We start from the raw sequence: 15,050 nt of genomic DNA, 5'->3' as shown, positions 1-15,050 counted from the left end.
GCATGTCCAACTTCGTTTTGAGTCTGCCGCCCCGGGAGCCTTTCGGCGGCAGCAAGGAGCCGCCCATGACCGACGCCAAGAACCTCACCCAGCTCGGCAAGCACGTCGAGACGCCACAGAGCCCCGAACAGGCGGTCCTGGAGACCGTGCCGTTCCAGCGCGGCGACGGCCCGCCGGCGATCGTGCGCTTCACCTGCCCGGAATTCACCTCGCTCTGCCCGGTCACCGGCCAGCCCGACTTCGCCCACATCGTCATCGACTACGCCCCCGACCAGACGCTGGTGGAATCGAAGTCGCTGAAATTGTTCATGACCTCGTTCCGCAACCATGGCGCCTTCCATGAGGAGTGCACCGTGATGATCGGCCGCCGCATCGTGGAGGCGACCAAGCCGCTGTGGCTGCGCGTCGGCGGTTACTGGTTCCCGCGCGGCGGCATCCCCATCGACGTCTTCTGGCAGACCGGCGCGCCGCCCAAGGACGCCTGGCTGCCCGACACCGGTGTCGCGCCTTATCGCGGCAGGGGCTGAGCTTCGAACCGGAACGTCGGCGGGACAGTGCCCCCCTCTGTCCTGCCGGACATCTCCCCCACAAGGGGGGAGATTGGCAGCTTCAGCGCCCCGCTTATCCTGCAACGTTGGAGATTGGCGAAAGCCGGCGTGACATCTGATCTCCCCCCAAGTGGGGGAGATGGCCGGCAGGCCAGAGGGGGGCGCGAAGGATCGCCGACCCTGATCTTCGATCCCCATCATCATTCGCACTGGTACTGGCTGAGCGCCCATTCGCCGGTCACCGACAGAAGGTCGGAGACCTTCCAGTCGCCGCCGACCTTCTTCAGCTTCCATTCGAGACGATGCTTGTTGCCCTCGACGACGAAGGCGACGACCACCTTGGCCTCGTCGCCGTTGACGGCTTCGACGGTGCGCAGACTCCGATCGATGGCGAGCTTGTCATAATCGGCATTGTCGAGCGCCATGTTGGGGTCGAGGCATTCGCCCTGCCCCGAGGCGCGCAGCGCATCGCTTTTGTCGAGCACGGTCTTAGCCGGGTCGATGAAGTTCTTGCGCTGGGCCGGATCCAGTTCCAGCCCGAGATGCTCGTAGAAGGGCTTCACCACCGCGGTCGGCGACCCAGGCAGAACGGGCGCCAGCGGCGGCAATTCGGCTGGCGCGTTTTGCGGCGCCGACGTTGCGGCGGGCGGGGCCGTATTGTTGTCCGAAGGCTCACTGCCGCCGGCTGGCGCGTTCGGCGGCGGCGAGCCGAAGAGGCCCTGCGCGCAGGCGCCGGCGTTCAGCCCCGCGGCCAGCATCGACAAGCTCGACAGCGCAAGCACGAGACGGCGAAGCACGGCATCACTCCGTCGAGGCGCCGCATTCCAGCGCGCTGAGCTTCCAGTCGCTGGTCTTGGAGGCGATGTCGGCGATCTTCCACTTGCCGTCCACTTTCTTCAGCGACCACACCATTTCGCGTTTGGAGTCATCGCCTTCCGGGAAAAGATTAAAGCTTGCCGTCACCTCGGCGGTATCGCCATCGACAGCCTCGGTGAGCTTAAGCGTCTTCGACAGGGTCTTCTGATCGAAATCCTGGGCGTCGTTGCCAGGGTCGAAATCGATGCAGGATACCTCGTCGGGCTTCTCCTTCTGCGCCTTGTCGTTAAGCTCGAAGAGCTTGGTGACCGGTTCGGTGAAACGGTCGCGGTACTTCGCGTCCGCCTCGAACTTCACTTCGGGCACGTAGAAGAACTTCACCGCGTTGGACGCCGGCCCGGCAAGCGCGGCGCCGGGCAAGGCTATCGACATGGCAGCGGCAAACGCTATCGGCTTCATGCGGGACCTCCGGAATTCGGTGCGTGGTGGCAAGATCGCCACCACGCATCCTGCATACCGGCTTTTTCGCGGCTCATGAAGTCCGGGCGCTCAGGCCTCCAGCCAGACGTTCTGGAAGTCCATTTGATAGGTCTGGTGCATCGAGTAGTTCTTCACCTTCTTGCTCATGTGACAGTAGAGCTTCTGCCAGAACGGTTGGATGATGACGCCGGAATCCTGCAGGATCTGTTCGACGTCCTTCATCACCTGCTTGCGCTTGGCGACGTCGATCTGCGACAGCGCCTCCTTGAGCTTGGCGTCGAACTCCGGATTGGAATAGGCCGTCTCGTTCCAGGCCTCGCCGGTGCGGTAACCGAGCGCCAGCACCTGCACGCCGAGCGGGCGCATGTACCAGATGGTCATGGAATAGGGATATTTCGTCCAATCGTTCCAGAACGTCGAGCCCGGCAGCACGGTGCGCTTGACCTTGATGCCGGCGTCGCGCAGCTGGCCGGCGATGGCATCGCCGGTGTTCTTCTGCCATTCGTCCTCGACGGTGATCAGCTCATGCTCGAAGTCGGCCTGCCCGGCCTCCGCCATCAGCTTCTTGGCGCCGGCGGCATCGCGCTCCTTCTTGGGCAGCGGGTAGTATTCGGGATGGATCGGGCTGACGTGATGGTTCTCGCCGACCGTGCCGCGGCCATTGTAGCCGAGCTGCATCACCTGGCTGTTGTCGACCGCCATCTGCAGCGCGTTGCGCACCCGTTTGTCATCATAAGGTTTATGGGTGACGTTGGTGCGGGCAACGAGCGTCGTCGCCGTCGCGACCTCCGATTTCACCAGATCCATCTTGTCGAGCGGATCGATGTAATCGGCCGGCGTTTCGAAATCGAGGTCGATCTCGCCGGAATCAAAGGCATTCAGCGTGGCGTTGAAGTCGGTGCCGTAGTCGATGAACTCCACCCCGTCGAGCGGCGCTTCGCCGCCCCACCACTTGCCGTTCTCGCGCCGCTTGACGACGGCCTTCGACCCGACCGCATAGGACACCAGCTCGAACGCCCCGGTACCGATCGGCTTCTTGATCGGATCGGCGCCATCCTTGTCGAAATCGCGATGCACGACCAGCGCCGGATAGTCCGTGAGGCCGGGTATGATGGCGATATCGGCTTCGTTGAGCTTCAGCTTGACCGTGTGGTCATCGACCTTGGTGATCGCGCCATCCTTGGCCTTGCCGGTCTTTGCGTCGATCAGCGCGCCGACGCGAGCGGCCATGGAATTGCCGGATGCCCCCTTCTCGCACCAGCGGTTCAGATTGAACACCACGTCATCGGCGTTGAAGGCATCGCCATTGTTCCAGGTGACGCCCTTGCGCAGATGCAACGTGTATTCTGTGGCGTCGTCGTTGACCTCCCAACTTTCGAGCAGCACCGGCTCGAAGGTGAACTGGTGCGTGTAGCGCACCAGCGGCTCCAGCCAGCAGCGGGTGACGTTCGCCATCTCCGTCCAGTCATAGGTGCGCGGATCCTTCTGCGCCTTGACCGACATCGCGACATGCAGCGTTCCGCCCTTTTTCGGCTCGTCGGCCAGGGCCTTGGTCGGGACGGCAAGGCCGATCATGCCATAGGCGAAAGCCGTCGATGCCCCGAAAGCGCTTGCCAAAGCCAGGAATTCGCGCCGGTCGACGCGGCCCGCGCGCGCTTCTGCGGCCATCGCCTCGATTGCGGCCGGGACCCGGTCGCCATTGCTTCTGAAAAGTGTCATTCTCGTTCTCCCATTGGTTTGATCGGGTTCTTTTTGCCCGTTAGCTTGACCTGCCATCCATTAACTAACGCTGTCCGGCAGCTTTTCCTCACGCCGCGCGATCAAATCCCTGAGACCCTCGGCAACGCCTTCGTCGAGCTTCGGCTCCTGGTAATCGGCCAGCATGCTGCGCGCTTTCTCGCGGCCGCGCGCATCGTGGTCCTTCGCGCCTTCAGCGCTCCACTGCTCGAAGGAATTGAAGTCCATGATGCTCGGCATGAAGAAGGCGCTCTCGAAATGCTCGAGCGTATGCTGCGTGCCGAGGAAATGCCCCTGCGGACCGACCTCGCGGATCGCCGCCATGGCCTCCTTGAAGTCGTCGAAAGACACGCCGCTGGCATATTTGTACCAGCCGACGAGCTGCTCGCAGTCGGTGGCGAATTTCGAATAGCCGCAGGTGAGGCCCGCCTCGAGCCATCCTGCCGAATGCCAGATGTAGTTGGCGCCGGAAAGGATCGCGGCGTGCATCAGCATGTTCGCCTCGTAGCCGGCCTGGGCGTCGTTGAGCTTCGAGCCGACATGGAAGCCGGAGGTGCGCCAGGGCAGTTTGTATTTCCTGGCCAGCGCGCCCATCAGATACATCATCTGCGCTGCTTCCGGCGTGCCGCCCATCGGCGCGCCGGTCTTCATGTCGACTGTCACCATGAACTGGCCGTAGAGCTGCGGCGAGCCGGGACGGATGAGCTGGGTCAGGGCCACGCCTGCAAGCGCCTCGGCGTTGACCTGCGCCACTGCGCCGACGGCGGATGCCGAGGTCGATGCACCGCACAGCGCGAACGGCGCCAGGATCAGCGGCTGATTGTGGCTCGCATAGACCCGCATGGCGTCGATCATGGTGGCGTCCCACACCAGCGGCGAATTGCAGTTGGTGATCGCCACCAGCACCGGATTGTCGCGCACGAACTCCTCGCCGAAGACGATTGCAGCCATCGCCATCGTGTCTTCGGCCCGCTCCCTGGAGGTCACGATGCCCATGAACGGCTTGTCGGAATGCTTCAGCGCCGAATGGATGATGTGCAGATGCCGCTTCGGCACGGCGATTTCCATCGGCTCGCAGATGACCGAGCTCGACGAGTGCAGCGCCGGCGCCATGTAGGCCATCTTGTGGAAATTGTTGAGGTCGGCGAGCGTGCCGTAGCGCCGCTTGTTGTCGAGGTCGCGGATATAGGGCGCGCCATACATCGGCACGAAGATGGAGTTCTTGCCGCCGACGCGCACGGTGCGCTCGGGATTGCGCGCATGGAGCGTGAATTCCGGCGGAACCTTCGAGACGAGTTCCATCAGCAACGCACGGTCGATGCGGACGCGCGTCTCCCTGACGTCGGCGCCCGCCGCCTTCCAGAGCTCAATCGCTCCATCGTCGCGGAATTCGCAACCCACCTCCTCAAGGATCTTGAGCGATTCCTCGTGGATCAGCTCCACAGCCTCATCGGGCACGATCTCGTAGACGGGGATCTGCCGGACGAGTGTCGGGAAAGACGCGATCGGCGCGCTTCTGAGCGCCTTGCGGCCAAGGCGGCCGCCGCCTCGGCGATGGGTCTGTTCGGTCAATTCAACGGCCGGTGCGTTCATGGAGGCTCCTTCTTCCCGCCGCCCAAGTTAGCGAGCCAAAATATGCCTGTGACGCTGGAAAATCCTGATCTTCAGTATAAGCTGCGCTTATGCGAAGCCTCCGCCACCTGCTGCCCTCGGCCGGCAGCCTGATCGTCTTCGAGGCGGCAGGCCGGTTATCCAGCTTCACCGCCGCCGGACGCGAGCTCGGCATGACGCAGGCGGCCGTGTCCTACGCCGTGCGCGGCCTGGAGGAGCAGCTCGGCGCGAAGCTCTTCCAGCGCCGCCACCGCCAGGTGCTTCTGACGGAAGCGGGCGAGCGCTTCCATGCCGACGTCTCGCTCGGCCTGTCGCATATCCGCAAGTCGGCGGAAGACCTACGCCTGCAGGCGACGGGCGGCCATGTGACGCTTGCCGCCTCGACCGCCTTCGGCTCGTTCTGGATGATGCCGCGCCTGCAGCAGTTCCGCGACGAACTACCGGGCATCGACCTACGCATCCAGACCGCCGACCGCGACCTCGACATCATCGCCGAGGGCATTCCGCTCGGCGTGCGCGGCGGCGTGCCGCGCGACTGGCCGGACTACCACTCGCTGTCGCTTTCCGAGGAAGAGATCTTCCCGGTCGCGGGGCCGAGCTATCTCGCCAAATTCGGCATGCCGAAGACGGTCGAGGAACTGGCCACGCACCGGCTGATCCATCTCGAGGAACCCTATCGCGAGGCGCCGAACTGGGACGAATGGTTCGCGTCGGCCGGAACCAGCCTGCGCAACGCCGAGCGGGGCTTGCGCATCAACGACTACGCCCTGGTGATCCAGGCGGTGATGGAGGGCCAAGGCATCGCGCTTGGATGGCGGCACCTGGTCGAGCGGCTCATAGGGTCCGGCCTGCTGGTGCCGGTGACCAATCATGTGATGAGAACCGGCATTGCGTTCTACGTGATCTGGCCGAAGAACCGCGAGCTCAGCGACAATGCGCGCAGGGTAAGGGATTGGCTGGTCGCCCAGGCCTAGGTTTCACTCGTTCGGTGATGCAGGCAACGCTGGCGCGAAGGATCGCGGCATTGGCTGTTGCCAACATCATTCCACCCCCTCCCCCTCACCGTTCGAATCCGCCTATAATCGCCGCATGCCCATCCGCCAGCTTTCCGAAACGATGATCAACCAGATCGCCGCCGGCGAGGTCATCGAGCGTCCGGCGAGCGTGGTGAAGGAGCTGGTCGAGAACGCGCTCGACGCCGGCGCCTCACGCGTCGAAATCGTCACGGCGGGCGGCGGACTGAACCTGATCCGCGTCACCGACGACGGCTCGGGCATTGCCGAGCGTGAACTGGCGCTGGCGATTGCGCGGCACTGCACCTCGAAGCTCTCGGACGACATCCACGACATCCGCTCGCTGGGCTTTCGCGGTGAAGCCCTGCCTTCGATCGGCTCCGTGGCCCGGTTGTCGATCCGCTCGCGCACGGCATCCGGCGACAGCGCAGCCGAGATCGGCATCGAAGGCGGCCGCGTCTCGGCGGTGAAGCCGGCGGCAGCCAATCGCGGCACCACGGTGGAAGTACGCGACCTTTTCTTCGCCACGCCGGCCAGGCTCAAATTCATGAAGGGCGAGCGTGCCGAAAGCTCGGCCACCGGCGATGTCGTGAAGCGGATTGCGATCGCCTTCCCCGCGGTGCGCTTCACGCTGGCCGGCCCCGACCGCTCGACGCTGGAACTGCCGGCGACGGACGACACGCCGGAAGGCCGGCTGGCGCGCGTCGCGCAGGTGATGGGCAAGGATTTCCCCGACAATGCCATTGCCATCGATGCCGTGCGCGACGGCGTGCATCTTGCCGGCCACGTCTCGATCCCGTCCTACTCGCGCGCCAACGCGCTGCAGCAATACGCCTATGTCAACGGACGCCCGGTGCGCGACAAGCTGATTGCTGGCGCGATCCGCGGCGCCTTCGCCGACGTCTTGCCGCGCGACCGGCATGCGGTAACCGTGCTTTTCCTGTCGCTCGATCCTTCGACCGTCGACGTCAACGTCCACCCGGCCAAGGCGGATGTGCGCTTCCGCGACCCGGGCCTGGTGCGCGGGCTGATCGTCGGCGCCATCCGCGAGGCGCTGGCTGGCGCCGGCATCCGCGCCGCGACCAGCGGGGCCGCCGGCATGATGGCGGCGTTCCGGCCGGGCGCGGCAGCCTATTCCCATCCCGGCCCGGCCAACGGCCACCGCAGCTATGAGGCGGCCTATCGGGCTTCCGGCTCCAGCGGTTTCGATCCGACACGTTCGCCGCAGCGGCCGCTCGACTTGGGCTATGGCGAGTCCGGGTTGCGATCCAATGGTTTCGCCGAAAACGAGCAGGCCGCCTTCGACACCGGACCGCTCGCCAGCGCCGACGCACGCGCCGGCGTGGCCGAGCCGGCCGAAGCGCTGCTCGGCATGGCATTGGGCGCGGCGCGCGCGCAGGTGCATGAGAACTACATCGTCGCCCAGACGAGGGACTCGCTCGTCATCGTCGACCAGCACGCCGCGCATGAGCGGCTGGTCTACGAAGCGCTGAAGAACGCGCTGAACTCGCGCGCGGTGCCCTCGCAGATGCTCTTGCTGCCCGAGATCGTCGACCTGCCGGAAGAGGATGCGGAGCGGCTGGCGATGCATTCGCAAACGCTGGCCAAATTCGGCCTCGGCCTGGAGCGCTTCGGGCCAGGCGCGGTGGCGGTGCGCGAAACGCCGTCGATGCTCGGCGAAACCAACGTGCAGCAGCTGGTGCGCGACCTTGCCGACGAGATCGCCGACAATGACACGGTCGAGACGCTGAAGGGACGTCTCGACAAAATAGCCGCGACAATGGCCTGCCATGGCTCCGTGCGCTCAGGACGACTGCTCAAGGCCGAGGAGATGAATGCGCTGCTGCGGCAGATGGAGGCGACGCCTGGCTCCGGCACCTGCAACCATGGCCGCCCGACCTATATCGAGCTCAAGCTCGCCGATATCGAGCGGCTGTTCGGACGGCGGTGAGGGTCTGCCCTACACTCTCCGTCATTTCCTCTTCCGGTATTTCCTGGCCTTGGAATTGAAGACGTAATCCTCCGTGTAGCCAGCGCCGCCACCTCGAAAATTCACGGAAATGATGTCCTTGCCGCCCTCCATCCATTTCTGGACGTTCATATAGATCGTGGTCATCAGCATGCCGGCGTTGCAGTCCGGGTCATCGAAGCCGATTTCCTGAACGACCTTGCCCTTCTTCTTGTTGATGACCTGCATCTTCGTCATGCAGATGCCGGCGTCGGATTTCGTGTAGATGCCGGCAAACCGGGCGGTCGGCGTCACAGCCCAAAAGGGAATCTCGACGGTTCCGTCGATCTTCAAGTCGCCGGTATCGTCGAAGCTCGCGACCTTCTTCAGCGTGACGGGGAATTTGTCGGCACCCTTGCTCCAGCTTCCCGTCGCGGCATTCTCATCGATCTCGAGCGAGAACGGGCACCGGGTGGTGTCGACAGGCGTCTTCGACCCCATCACCAACACGCGTTCAAACTCCTTGTCGTCCGTGATTTCGCACAGCGTGAGCCTCGAGCCGTCGGCTTTGCCGTAGATGGCTATGGGGCTTTGCCTGGCGTCATGGAAATAGCTTCCCTCGACGGTGATGCCGCTGCCGAAGCCGGCATAGCGCTGCAGGGAGAAATGGACCGGGTTCGGTCCGATGGAGCCTTCGTAGTTTTCGACCTGATACCAGCCGGCAAAGGCTTTTCCGCTCAGCATGAGCAAGCAGAAAACCGCGGCAATCAATCCTCGTCCCATCCCGATCCCCTTCAAGGCGGACCAAGATAGCCCGTCTTATCTCTGCGTCACAGGGGGGCGATGGAACGCAACCTACCAATTCGAGACCGGAAATGGCTTCAACCTTTTGATTTACCGCTTCAAATTCACCACGATGACGCCACCCAGCGCCAGCGCGCCGCCGAGGATGCCGAGCAGGGTCGGCACTTCGCCCAGCCAGAAGAAGCCGATCAGGGCGGAGGTCGGCGAGACGAGATAGAGGAAATTCGAGGCGCGCGCCGCAGGCAGGCGCGAGAGCGCGGTGGCCCAGGCCGCGTAGGCGATGAGGCTCGGCACGATGCCGAGATAGATGACGGCGCCAAGTCCTGCCGTGTCGGCGACAGCGGCCTGCCTGAAGGCTTCCGGCAGGAAGGGCGACAGGCAGAGCGCGCCGAGCACCATGTTGGAAGCTGAGATGGTCAGCGGGTGATGGCGGGCAAAGAGCGGCTTCTGGACGATGGTGTTGACTGCCGAGCAGAGTGCCGAGCCCAGCACCAAAAGCGCGCCGGCGTTGAAATGCAGGCCGTGCCCGTCGGCGACCGCGATGATGCCGATGCCGGTGAAGGAAATGACCGTGCCAAGCCAGGCCATGCCGGAAAAGCGCTCGCCGAGCAGCGCCATCGCCATGATCGCGGTGAAGATCGGGCTGACATTGATGATGAAGCCGGCGGCACCCGCCGAGACGGTCAGCTCGCCGAAATTGAGCATGGCGGTATAGAGCGCGACGAAGATCGCGCCGCCAAAGGCAAAGCGCCACAATTCATCGACCCTCGGCAGAGCGGGACGCCTTACGGCAAGATAGATGGCAGCCGGGACCGCCGCGATGGCAAAGCGCAGCGCGCCGAGCTCCAGCGGCTGGAAGGCGGCGAGGCCGGCGCGGATCGCCGGGAAAGCCGAGGCCCAACCGATGACGGTCAGCGTCACCGCGATCGCCGCGGCGGTGTCCATGCGCTGTGTCTCATTCAACGTGCCCGTGTAAGCGCTCATCGCCATGCCCTCGTCTTTCTGTGTCATGGACGCAGAAAACGGCATTACCGGCCGGTTGACAAACGACCAATTCGAGGGTCAGCTGTGAGCATGGATCACAGCTCGGAACAGATACTGCCGCTGGAAACCTTGCGCGCCTTCGATGCGGCGGCGCGCACGGGGAGTTTCTCCGCCGCGGCCGAAAAGCTCAACCTCACCCATGGCGCGGTGAGCCGTCAGATCGCCAAGCTGGAAGACTGGCTGGGGCTGAAAGTGTTCGAGCGCAACGCGCGCGGCGTGACGCTGACCAATGAGGGCAACCGGCTGCATCTTCGCACCACCGAAGCGTTTGCGCTGATCTCGGTCAATTCGGACCGGTGGGTCGAGCCGCGCGGCACCGCCGTGGTGCGGTTGGCCTCGATCCCGTCGGTGAGCGGCCTGTGGCTGATGCCGCGCATGGCCGCGCTCGAAAACAACCCGACAAGGTTGCGCATCGTGCTCGATGTCGACAACCGCCAGGCCGACCTGGCCGACGAGGGCATTGACCTTTCGGTGCGCTGCGGGCGCGGCCGCATTCCGGGCCGCGTCTCGGTGCAGCTTTTCGAGGAGCACATCTTCCCGATCGCCTCGCCCGGTTTGGCCAGGGAGATCGGACGCGGCGACCCGGCCCGGCTGCTGAAGTTCCCGCTGATCAACGATTCCGACGCGTCCGGCTGGCGCGCCTGGTTCGCGGCACAGGACATGGACTATCGCCCGCGCCCGCAGGACAGGCGCTTCGAGGACTATAATCTGGTGCTCGACGCGGCGGCGCATGGGCTGGGCATCGCGCTGGCGCGGCCGCCGCTGACCAAGGATCAGTTGCAATCGGGACGCATCGTCACCGTCGACGAGCGCGTCACGCTCAATCCGGTGTCCTACTGGCTGGATCGTCCGGTCGGCCGGCCGCGCACGGCGGCCGCGGATCTTGCCAGACGCATTGCCGACCAGGCAGGGCTCGCCGCGGAGAAGCTGGACGCCTTTCTGCAGGACGACTGAGTTCCGTCAGCGAAGCAGCAAGACCATGGTCGTGGCAGTCACAGCCGAGACGACGGCCGTGACGACCGATATCGTCCACAGCGATACCGGAACTGAATCGGATCGCGGCGCATGGCCGGCAGGGCGGCCGCCCGCGCCATGAGGCTGCGGCGCGTTGGCATTGGCGGCAATCAGCGCGGGCGGAGAGAGCATGGCGGCCGCAACCGATGACTGTGGCTGCATTACAGGCGCGGCTCCGGCCGCGCTGCCGGCGATGAGCGGCTGGGCCGTGGCGCTGGCGCGTGGACCGTGGTCGGCACCAACGTCGGCGACCGTCCTACCCTGCGGCGTCCCACCCGGGGTATCCCCGGGGTCGGTATCCGGTTCCATCATCGCCCGGTAGGCGTCTTCGACCGGACTGGAGGATGCGCCCTGCGAGGATCGGGCTGGCGGCACCTGCAAGGAGTTGGTCAGCGCCTGGGCCGCGAACTGGGCTGTTTGCGCGCTTGGCGGCGCAGGCGGCTGGACCAGCGCCCTGATCAAGGCTGTCGTCGCCGGATCCGCCTTGGGCGACGTCACCGGCTGCGGGGTGAGAGCTCCATTGATCAGCGCGTTCAAGCGGGTCGAGGGGATGTCCATGCCGGCTTCCGGAAACCATTTCGCCGCTCAGCCCTACCGCATGAGCATTGCGCCAAGCTTGACGTTGCTTGCGATTTGTGGCGATTGAACCCGATGAACTCAAGCGTCCTTTCATGATGAACCGTTTCGAAGGCCCGGGGGGCAGGGAAGCCCGGATCCGTTATCTCGACGGCGACTTCCAGGTCACCAGTCCCGGCTCGTTCGTGCGCTGCGCGGTGACGGGCGAGAGCATTCCGCTGGACGAGCTCAAATACTGGAGCGTCGCGCGCCAGGAGCCCTATGTGAACGCGGCGGTCTCGCTTGCCCGCGAGATCGAGATGCATCCGGAATTGCGCAAGCGGGGATAGGCCATGCGAGCCAATGGCGCCGTGGCGGCCAACCTCGATCGCGCCTAGGGTACCGCATTGAAAAACTTCAAGAAATCTCTCAAGACCTTTATTCGCATGCCGCTTATCACGCGTGCGAGATTGCGCGATCGGGCAGTATCGAAAGCCCCACGATTCCACCTGACCGCTTGCGCCATCTTCCGCGAGGAGGCGCCGTTCCTGGCCGAATGGATCAGGTTCCACCAGAACGTCGGATTTGAGCACTTCTATCTCTACAACAACTTCTCGACCGACGATTTCAAAGTTGTATTGCACCCGTTCATCCAGGAAGGGCTGGTTACGCTGGTCGATTGGCCGCGGCCGGTGGGGCAGCTGTCGGCTTATAAGGACTGCATCCGCAGGCGCTGGCGTGAAGCGTTGTGGATCGGATTCTTCGACATCGATGAGTTTCTTTTCGCCCCCGACGGACGTGACGTGCCCTCGGTTCTCAGGGACTATCGGGACCTTCCGGGTGTTTGCGTCTGGCAAGCGTTCTATGGCTCTTCCGGCCATGTCGAGCGACCGGAAAGTCCGGTGGTCGAGGCCTATACGATGCGAGCTGGACCGGACATCACGACGGTTAAGACAATCCTCAACCCCCGCATGGTCTACAAGCCGGGCGTCCATCAGTCGAAATTCCTGTCCGGTGAAGGGATGGACACCCATCGACGGACCATCGTGCCGGGCATGCCCCCCAAGCTCGATATCCTGAGGATCAATCACTACTGGTCGCGATCGCTTGCCGATCTCGACCAGAAAATCCGGCGCGGCGACGCCTCGACTTCCGCGCTGCGCGACAGGGATTGGCATTTCGACTTCGAAAGCAAGCTCAACGTCGAGCGCGACGAGGCGATCCTGAAGGTGATGCGGCGCGCAGGATAGAAGCGGCCACCTCTTCGCCTCGCCCACGACGGTCCCAGACCGTCATTTCAGTGCTGACACTTTCGCGTTTCGGGGGGTATAGACACCAAAGGGCGATGGTACGAGGCTTATCGTGAAGGTTCTTGTAACGGGTGGAGCCGGCTTTATCGGCTCGCATCTATGCGACCTGCTGCTGACACAAGACCGGCAGGTAATATGCGCCGACAACCTTTCAACCGGCTCGGAGGAAAACATCCGTCACCTTGTGGGCAACCCACATTTCGAGTTTCTGAGGCACGACGTTACCGTGCCTCTCAAAGTCGAAACGGATGAGATCTTCAATCTCGCCTGCCCGGCCTCGCCCGTTCACTATCAGCGCATTCCGATCGAGACGACCAGGACCTGCGTCTACGGAGCGATCAACATGCTCGATCTGGCAAGCGCTTCCGGGGCGAGGATCCTTCAGGCATCGACATCCGAGGTCTACGGCGATCCGGAAGTCCATCCTCAGACCGAGGCCTATTGGGGCCGCGTCAATCCGATCGGCCCGCGCAGCTGCTACGACGAAGGCAAGAGATGCGCCGAGGCGCTGTTCTTCGACTACTGGCGTCAGTCGAAATTGCCCATCAAGGTGGTGCGCATATTCAATACATACGGGCCGCGCATGCACCCGTCGGACGGACGGGTGGTCAGCAATTTCATCCTTCAGGCCTTGCGGAACGACCCCATAACCATCTACGGCGACGGAAGCCACACGCGCAGTTTCTGCTATGTCGACGACCTCGTCGACGCGATGGTTCGGATGATGGCTACGCCCGACGATTTCGTGGGCCCCCTCAACGTTGGAAACCCGACGGAAGTCACGATCCTGGAACTGGCCGAACTTGTATTGGGCCTTGTCGGCGGCAAGTCCAAAATCGAGTTCAAGGCTCTCCCGCAGGACGATCCCCGCCAGCGTCAGCCCGACATTGATCTGGCACGATCGACGCTGGACTGGTCCCCTCGCGTCGCTCTCGAGGATGGGCTCGGCGAGACGGTTCGCTACTTCCGCCAGCTTATCAACGGCAATTGACGCCAGGCGCGGGACAAGCCGTCTCTAGATCAAAGAGATAGAGCATGATGTCCTCCGAAGGCCGCTACACAGTCTTCGGCATCATGCTCGAAGCTCAGCCCCGCATCTTCCTCTGACGCCAGGCATCCAGCGTCTCGCCGATGATGCGCTCCGGCACGTGTTCGAGCTCGAACACCGCCTCGATGTCGAGCAAGTCCAGCTGATCGAGGAAGCCGGCGGGTGCTGCGCCGTGGCGCAGCCGCGCGGCGTCCTTTGCGGTGGTGACAAGGCGCAGGCCCTCGCGCTGCGCAAGCGCCAGCAGGTCGCCCAGTTCGTCCGCGGCGTAGAAATGATGGTCGGGGAAGGGCCGCGACAGCACCACCTCGGCGCCGGCGCCGCGCACCGTGTCGAAGAACTTTTCCGGATGGCCGATGCCGGCAAAGGCGAGGTAGCGGCCGCCGGCGAAACGTGAGGGGTTCGCCGGCTCGACATGGGCCAGGAAGATCGGGCGGCCGGCGCGCGCCGCCTGGCGCACGACGCCATCGGCAGCGGCCCCCTCGCCCATCCTCAGCAAGCCGCTGGTGAAGACCAGTTGATCGACGACCTTGGCGCGGAGCGGTCCGCCCGGAATGACGCGGCCGTTGCCGATGCCGAAGCGGGCATCGACCACCACCAGCGCGTAGTCGATATGGACGCGCGCCGACTGGAAGCCGTCATCCATGATCAGGAAGTCGCAGCCATGTTCCTCGACCAGCAGCTTCGCGCCGGCGGCGCGGTTCGCCGTCACCGCCACCGGCGCATGCTCGGCCAGAAGCAGCGGCTCGTCGCCGACATGCTTGGCGGCGTCGTGATGGGCGTCGACGACGTGCGGCTTGGCAAACGAGCCGCCATGGCCGCGCGACAGGAAGCCGGGGCTAAGCTGCATGCGCCTGGCCTGTTTGGCCAAAGCAATAGCGACCGGCGTCTTGCCGCTGCCGCCAACGGTGAGGTTGCCGACGCAGAGCACCGGCGCCGCGACCTTCTCGCGCGGCGCGTGGCGCATGCGGCGGCCGGCGACCAGCCCGTAGAGCACCGACACCGGCGACAGCGCCAGCACGCGCCAATCCGGCTTTTCCCACCAGAAGGGCGGCGCTTCGCTGGTCATGGCGCCAGTTCCGCGCTTTTTGACCTTGCGCATGACCCGTTCCGAAAATCGTTTCC

Annotated in this window: 15 protein-coding genes; 7 read left to right on the top strand and 8 right to left on the bottom strand. The window is 64.2% G+C overall.

The genetic code is table 11. The features are described 5' to 3' along the window. Positions 1 to 65: 65 nt before the first annotated feature. A complete protein-coding gene (gene queF / locus F3H96_RS10940; protein ID WP_112129828.1) occupies positions 66 to 527 on the top strand; it encodes a preQ(1) synthase in 462 nt (153 codons plus the stop codon). 221 nt (positions 528 to 748) lie between these two features. On the opposite strand, the gene F3H96_RS10930 is transcribed toward queF, so the two are convergent. The 4 genes from F3H96_RS10930 to F3H96_RS10915 all read right to left on the bottom strand — a co-directional run bounded on the left by F3H96_RS10930 (position 749) and on the right by F3H96_RS10915 (position 5,174). Further along, positions 749 to 1,345 (bottom strand): hypothetical protein, encoded by a 597-nt coding sequence (locus tag F3H96_RS10930; RefSeq protein ID WP_149791962.1) that lies wholly within the window; start codon positions 1,343 to 1,345, stop codon positions 749 to 751. A 4-nt stretch (positions 1,346 to 1,349) separates the two neighbouring features. Further along, entirely contained in the window at positions 1,350 to 1,823 is a 474-nt protein-coding gene (locus F3H96_RS10925) for a DUF3828 domain-containing protein (protein ID WP_149791961.1), read from the bottom strand. Positions 1,824 to 1,913: 90 nt separating this feature from the next. Further along, positions 1,914 to 3,563 (bottom strand): ABC transporter substrate-binding protein, encoded by a 1,650-nt coding sequence (locus tag F3H96_RS10920; protein ID WP_149791960.1) that lies wholly within the window; start codon positions 3,561 to 3,563, stop codon positions 1,914 to 1,916. Positions 3,564 to 3,623: 60 nt separating this feature from the next. Next, the gene (locus tag F3H96_RS10915; protein ID WP_149791959.1) at positions 3,624 to 5,174 is read right to left on the bottom strand and encodes a trimethylamine methyltransferase family protein; all 1,551 of its coding nucleotides are present in this window, start codon (positions 5,172 to 5,174) and stop codon (positions 3,624 to 3,626) included. 89 nt (positions 5,175 to 5,263) lie between these two features. Here F3H96_RS10915 and F3H96_RS10910 point away from each other — a divergent pair, with 89 nt between their 5' ends. Continuing rightward, positions 5,264 to 6,166: a LysR substrate-binding domain-containing protein gene (locus tag F3H96_RS10910; protein ID WP_149791958.1), complete on the top strand. Its 903-nt coding sequence runs from the start codon at positions 5,264 to 5,266 to the stop codon at positions 6,164 to 6,166. 115 nt (positions 6,167 to 6,281) lie between these two features. Beyond that, on the top strand, positions 6,282 to 8,156 hold the full coding sequence (gene mutL, locus F3H96_RS10905; RefSeq protein ID WP_149791957.1) for a DNA mismatch repair endonuclease MutL: 1,875 nt from the start codon (positions 6,282 to 6,284) through the stop codon (positions 8,154 to 8,156). Positions 8,157 to 8,177: 21 nt separating this feature from the next. On the opposite strand, the gene F3H96_RS10900 is transcribed toward mutL, so the two are convergent. Both F3H96_RS10900 and F3H96_RS10895 read right to left on the bottom strand, forming a co-directional pair. Beyond that, a complete protein-coding gene (locus F3H96_RS10900; protein WP_149791956.1) occupies positions 8,178 to 8,903 on the bottom strand; it encodes a hypothetical protein in 726 nt (241 codons plus the stop codon). 144 nt (positions 8,904 to 9,047) lie between these two features. Further along, positions 9,048 to 9,941: an EamA family transporter gene (locus F3H96_RS10895; protein ID WP_149791955.1), complete on the bottom strand. Its 894-nt coding sequence runs from the start codon at positions 9,939 to 9,941 to the stop codon at positions 9,048 to 9,050. 90 nt (positions 9,942 to 10,031) lie between these two features. Here F3H96_RS10895 and F3H96_RS10890 point away from each other — a divergent pair, with 90 nt between their 5' ends. After that, on the top strand, positions 10,032 to 10,955 hold the full coding sequence (locus F3H96_RS10890) for a LysR substrate-binding domain-containing protein (protein WP_149791954.1): 924 nt from the start codon (positions 10,032 to 10,034) through the stop codon (positions 10,953 to 10,955). A 6-nt stretch (positions 10,956 to 10,961) separates the two neighbouring features. Here the strand turns inward: F3H96_RS10890 and F3H96_RS10885 are convergent, their stop codons facing one another. Then, positions 10,962 to 11,573, bottom strand: a complete 612-nt coding sequence (locus F3H96_RS10885) for a hypothetical protein (protein WP_149791953.1) — start codon at positions 11,571 to 11,573, stop codon at positions 10,962 to 10,964. 113 nt (positions 11,574 to 11,686) lie between these two features. Here F3H96_RS10885 and F3H96_RS10880 point away from each other — a divergent pair, with 113 nt between their 5' ends. The 3 genes from F3H96_RS10880 to F3H96_RS10870 all read left to right on the top strand — a co-directional run bounded on the left by F3H96_RS10880 (position 11,687) and on the right by F3H96_RS10870 (position 13,871). Next, positions 11,687 to 11,920, top strand: coding sequence for a DUF2093 domain-containing protein (locus tag F3H96_RS10880; protein ID WP_149791952.1), 234 nt, complete (start codon positions 11,687 to 11,689; stop codon positions 11,918 to 11,920). A gap of 57 nt (positions 11,921 to 11,977) precedes the next feature. Continuing rightward, on the top strand, positions 11,978 to 12,820 hold the full coding sequence (locus tag F3H96_RS10875; RefSeq protein WP_244619960.1) for a glycosyltransferase family 92 protein: 843 nt from the start codon (positions 11,978 to 11,980) through the stop codon (positions 12,818 to 12,820). A gap of 109 nt (positions 12,821 to 12,929) precedes the next feature. Beyond that, positions 12,930 to 13,871 carry a UDP-glucuronic acid decarboxylase family protein gene (locus F3H96_RS10870; protein ID WP_149791950.1) on the top strand — a complete coding sequence of 314 codons (942 nt, stop codon included), beginning with the start codon at positions 12,930 to 12,932 and terminating at the stop codon, positions 13,869 to 13,871. Between the two features lie 94 nt (positions 13,872 to 13,965). Here the strand turns inward: F3H96_RS10870 and lpxK are convergent, their stop codons facing one another. Further along, the gene (gene lpxK, locus F3H96_RS10865) at positions 13,966 to 14,994 is read right to left on the bottom strand and encodes a tetraacyldisaccharide 4'-kinase (RefSeq protein ID WP_149802033.1); all 1,029 of its coding nucleotides are present in this window, start codon (positions 14,992 to 14,994) and stop codon (positions 13,966 to 13,968) included. Positions 14,995 to 15,050: the final 56 nt, after the last annotated feature.

The sequence above is a fragment of the Mesorhizobium sp. NFR06 genome, assembly GCF_900115245.1.
GTDB lineage: Bacteria > Pseudomonadota > Alphaproteobacteria > Rhizobiales > Rhizobiaceae > Mesorhizobium.
Note: the sequence above shows the minus strand (reverse complement) of the source record. Positions and strands in the feature narration are given on the sequence as shown.

Excerpts from the sequence above, each read along its gene's own strand:
- queF (WP_112129828.1), top strand. The coding sequence starts at position 66 with ATGACCGACGCCAAGAACCTCACCCAGCTCGGCAAGCACGTCGAGACG.
- F3H96_RS10925 (WP_149791961.1), bottom strand. The coding sequence starts at position 1,823 with ATGAAGCCGATAGCGTTTGCCGCTGCCATGTCGATAGCCTTGCCCGGC.
- F3H96_RS10920 (WP_149791960.1), bottom strand. The coding sequence starts at position 3,563 with ATGACACTTTTCAGAAGCAATGGCGACCGGGTCCCGGCCGCAATCGAG.
- F3H96_RS10915 (WP_149791959.1), bottom strand. The coding sequence starts at position 5,174 with ATGAACGCACCGGCCGTTGAATTGACCGAACAGACCCATCGCCGAGGC.
- F3H96_RS10910 (WP_149791958.1), top strand. The coding sequence starts at position 5,264 with ATGCGAAGCCTCCGCCACCTGCTGCCCTCGGCCGGCAGCCTGATCGTC.
- mutL (WP_149791957.1), top strand. The coding sequence starts at position 6,282 with ATGCCCATCCGCCAGCTTTCCGAAACGATGATCAACCAGATCGCCGCC.
- F3H96_RS10895 (WP_149791955.1), bottom strand. The coding sequence starts at position 9,941 with ATGAGCGCTTACACGGGCACGTTGAATGAGACACAGCGCATGGACACC.
- F3H96_RS10890 (WP_149791954.1), top strand. The coding sequence starts at position 10,032 with ATGGATCACAGCTCGGAACAGATACTGCCGCTGGAAACCTTGCGCGCC.
- F3H96_RS10885 (WP_149791953.1), bottom strand. The coding sequence starts at position 11,573 with ATGGACATCCCCTCGACCCGCTTGAACGCGCTGATCAATGGAGCTCTC.
- F3H96_RS10880 (WP_149791952.1), top strand. The coding sequence starts at position 11,687 with ATGATGAACCGTTTCGAAGGCCCGGGGGGCAGGGAAGCCCGGATCCGT.
- lpxK (WP_149802033.1), bottom strand. The coding sequence starts at position 14,994 with ATGACCAGCGAAGCGCCGCCCTTCTGGTGGGAAAAGCCGGATTGGCGC.